Consider the following 3246-nt stretch of genomic DNA (forward strand, 5'->3'; position numbering starts at 1 on the left):
TACACGACGCTCTTCCGATCTTTACGTGATAGACCAAAAAACAGGCCGCCAATAATCGTTGCCCCCGAACGTGATGTTCCAGGAATTAAGGCACAACATTGAGCAAAACCTAGTTTTAGCGCATCTAAAGGTTTCATATCATCTACTTCTGGTACGGTAATTTTGTGTTGACGATTTTCGGCATACAAAATGACAAAACCACCAATCACCAATGCCGTCGCCACCGAAACAGGGTTAAACAAATAACCTTTAATAAAATCACGGGCAAACAAACCAATAATTGCTGCTGGTAAAAAAGCAATTAAAATATTACTGGCAAATATCCAAGCTTGTTGTTGCCTTGCAAATAAACCCTGAGTGACATTAATTAAACGCTGACGATATTCATAACATACTGCCAAAATTGCACCAAGCTGAATCGCCACTTCAAAAACATGGCGTTTTTCGGGTGTCCAAAAATTAATTAATGACGCGGTAACAATTAAATGGCCTGTACTAGAGACTGGCAAAAACTCTGTTGCCCCTTCAATCAAACCCATTAATACGGCTTTTAATAATAAAATAATATCCATCTAATACTCTCTTAGGATTTATTAGGCAACTTTTGCCAAACACTATCACGCAAATAAACTGGTAAGGCTAACTCTGGTGCTTGAGCTAAACCTTGTTGCCATGCTTGTTGAGCCAATACGGCCACATCATAAGCTTGTGGATGAATATCTAAAAAAACTTGCTGTATAGATGTCTGCTGTTTTATCTCATCAGCATAAATCGTACCACTCCCCACCAAAGTCCAATTTTGTTGAGGGATATTCGGTACTTGCTTAGGTGAGCAAACCACTTCTTCAATAACAGGCTGCATTAACTGGCCACTTAACTGATAAGCCCCTAAATAAATTTCATTCATACGCGCATCAAAAACACTGATCACTTGTTCTTGCTGTAAAACACGATAAGCTCCTTGCGCTAATGTTTGTAAACTCGAAATAGCCAACACAGGTAAATCCCAACCAAAAGCCAGACCTTGCGCCGCTGCCGCCGAAATACGCACACCAGTAAATGAACCAGGCCCACGACTATAAGCAATTGCCGTTAAAGCTTGGGGCGATAATTGGCATTGTGCTAATAACTCATCAACCATCGGTAATAATAATTGTGTTTGTAAGCGCGGCGCATACTCATAACGGCTGATAATTTCGCCATTATCTAAATGAATCGCAACAGAACACGCTTCACTGGCGGTATCAAGGGCTAATATAGGCATAATCAAACAGTAAATGTAAAATGTAAAAAGACTCGCGCTTTATACGCATATTGTTGATACCTTGCAATCACTGTAAAGAGATTTTTTTAGCATGAAACAACCGCCTATTTTTTCGACCTTAATTTTGGCAGGAGGTAAAGCCACTCGCATGAATGGCCAAGATAAAGGCTTAGTCATTTGGCAAGGTCAACCTTTAATTAGTCATGTCTTAAAAAATCTGCCTAAAGATGACATTGTCATTAGTTGCAACCGTAATTTAGAGCTTTATCAGCAATATGGCCGAGTTATTAGTGATACAACGCCTAATTTTGCAGGGCCTTTAGCAGGCATAGCGGCAACACTGCCTCACTGTCATCACGATTGGGTATTGATTACTGCTTGTGATATGCCCTGTTTGCCAATAGGTATTGCCGAATATTTATGGCAACATTTAGAAGATCAAAAAATTGCAGTAGCGCACGATGGAGAGCATTTACAACCTTTATTATTATTGGTGCATCGTAGCTTGGCAGAAGATGCACAACAACAAGTTTCACAAGGTTTTAGCTCTGTTTACAAATGGCTACAAAATCAGCAACATACCATTGTATATTTTAAAGATAGAAATATTTTTAATAATATTAATAGGTTAGATAGGATGTGTTGATGTGCTTGCAAAACGTCAGCCCCCCCCTAAAGGTTTAGTCTAAAATCTATTCTTCATCCTCAGGAAATTGAGTATCCCATTTTTTACCCGTTTGTTGACGAGGTAGCACTTCTCTCAAAGTTTTATTGACCTCATGGCTTAATTCATCAGCTTGGCGAGCCGCTCTTCTTGCTAATTTACCTACACCAACCTGTTTGGTCACTTGTAATCCTAGTTGCAAAGCAGCACTAGCTGCGGGCACAGACTCTTCGGTTTTTTGCTCTATATTTTCTAAACGTGTTAGAATTTTTTCAACTCTTGCTTCAACTTTGCCCGCTTCTTTAACACGTCTAGCCACAATTCTATCCTCATCACGCTGCATCAAACGTTTGCGTAATGCTTCTACTTGCTTGGCGATTTCTTGCTCTCGGCGTTGCTCTAATGAATCGGCAAATTCTTGTATGCGGTCTTCTGCTTGTTTGCGTAAATCTTTAATATTTTTTTCTACATCAACACGTTTAGCCAATAAAAAAGCTTCTTTTGCCTCTTTAACGGCTAATTGTGCTGAATCTTGGCCAACAGCTTTAACCAAAGCCACTGTTTCATCAACTTTTTGTAGGGCTTGTTCAATACGATCTAGAGCCAATTCAGCTTTTTGTTTGAGTATTTTTTCTAAATCATCCCATGTTTCGGGCAACAAAGGCGTTTTTTCTGCACGCATAACAAGTCCTTAGTGATAATATGGCATAGTTTGCCAAAAAGCCTGCAAGTGTGGTGTGACTAATTGTGCTAATAACTCTATATGATCTGCGCGTTGATTTAAAGCAGGAATATATTGATATTGTTTACCACCCGCATCTAAAAATAAATGTTTATTTTCTTCAGCCAACTCTTCTAAAGTTTCTAAACAATCTGCTGAAAATGCAGGAGAAACAATTTGTACCGACTCTACACCTTGTTTTGCCCACTCCGCCAATAAAACATCAGTATACGGCTTCACCCATTCTTGTTTACCAAAACGTGACTGAAAACTAATCGCCCACTCATCGTCTTTTAAACCCAAAACATGGGCAATATGCGCGGCTGTACAACGGCAACGTTTAGGATACGGATCACCTTTATCGGCATAAGGTTGTGGAATGCCATGAAAGGACATTAATAATTTTTGCGAAGTGCCGTGTTGTGCGCGAAACTCACGAATACTATTAGCCATCGCTGTAATATATTGCGGATGGGCAAAATAGTCCTTAATAATGGTAAAACTAGGTAAATTGCGCTGTGTGGCACACCAACGCTGCATAGCATCATAAACGGGTGCTGTTGATGTTGCAGAGTATTGAGGAAACAAAGGTAATAC

The 3246-nt window shown here is 39.6% G+C and carries 4 protein-coding genes; 1 reads left to right on the forward strand and 3 read right to left on the reverse strand.

What is annotated here, in order from left to right:
- Nucleotides 1–583: 583 nt before the first annotated feature.
- Nucleotides 584–1264 (reverse strand): tRNA (adenosine(37)-N6)-threonylcarbamoyltransferase complex dimerization subunit type 1 TsaB, encoded by a 681-nt coding sequence (tsaB, locus tag Q0212_RS11305; protein WP_297925520.1) that lies wholly within the window; start codon nt 1262–1264, stop codon nt 584–586.
- Nucleotides 1265–1355: 91 nt separating this feature from the next.
- Between tsaB and mobA the strand changes: the two genes are divergently transcribed.
- Complete coding sequence (mobA, locus tag Q0212_RS11310) at nt 1356–1910, forward strand: molybdenum cofactor guanylyltransferase MobA (RefSeq protein ID WP_297925522.1); 555 nt, start codon at nt 1356–1358, stop codon at nt 1908–1910.
- A gap of 46 nt (nt 1911–1956) precedes the next feature.
- Here the strand turns inward: mobA and Q0212_RS11315 are convergent, their stop codons facing one another.
- Both Q0212_RS11315 and hemH read right to left on the reverse strand, forming a co-directional pair.
- Nucleotides 1957–2610, reverse strand: coding sequence for a hypothetical protein (locus tag Q0212_RS11315; protein ID WP_297925524.1), 654 nt, complete (start codon nt 2608–2610; stop codon nt 1957–1959).
- A gap of 9 nt (nt 2611–2619) precedes the next feature.
- On the reverse strand, nt 2620–3246 hold a 627-nt coding region (gene hemH / locus Q0212_RS11320; protein WP_297925526.1), incomplete at its 5' end, for a ferrochelatase.

The organism is uncultured Agitococcus sp., from assembly GCF_937920075.1.
In the GTDB taxonomy this organism is placed as follows: domain Bacteria; phylum Pseudomonadota; class Gammaproteobacteria; order Pseudomonadales; family Moraxellaceae; genus Agitococcus.

Excerpts from the sequence above, each read along its gene's own strand:
- tsaB (WP_297925520.1), bottom strand. The coding sequence starts at position 1,264 with ATGCCTATATTAGCCCTTGATACCGCCAGTGAAGCGTGTTCTGTTGCG.
- mobA (WP_297925522.1), top strand. The coding sequence starts at position 1,356 with ATGAAACAACCGCCTATTTTTTCGACCTTAATTTTGGCAGGAGGTAAA.
- Q0212_RS11315 (WP_297925524.1), bottom strand. The coding sequence starts at position 2,610 with ATGCGTGCAGAAAAAACGCCTTTGTTGCCCGAAACATGGGATGATTTA.